The 285-nt window shown below is 41.1% G+C and carries 1 rRNA gene; it reads right to left on the reverse strand.

Annotated features, from left to right (window positions below):
- Positions 1–225 precede the first annotated feature (225 nt).
- Positions 226–285 (reverse strand): 16S ribosomal RNA (locus AACY49_RS31490); the annotation flags it as partial.

The raw sequence follows: 285 nt of genomic DNA on the forward strand, positions 1-285 counted from the left end.
GTTACCAGTGAAAGTAACGTTCAGTCTATCTTTCTATCACATACCCAAATTTTTAAAGAACGATCTAGCCAAAGACTAGAAATCAACATTCACCATCATCACGATGGAATGCTCATTTCTAAGCTTTAATACAAAAAAGCTTCTCTTTAAGGAGAAACCTTATCGTCTTCTTCAATGAATCAAGCAATTCGTGTGGGAACTTATGGAGCAGCTGATGTCGTCGATTAAGGAGGTGATCCAGCCGCAGGTTCCCCTACGGCTACCTTGTTACGACTTCACCCCAGT

This window comes from Pseudomonas sp. EL_65y_Pfl2_R96, from assembly GCF_963970905.1.
Lineage (GTDB): Bacteria > Pseudomonadota > Gammaproteobacteria > Pseudomonadales > Pseudomonadaceae > Aquipseudomonas.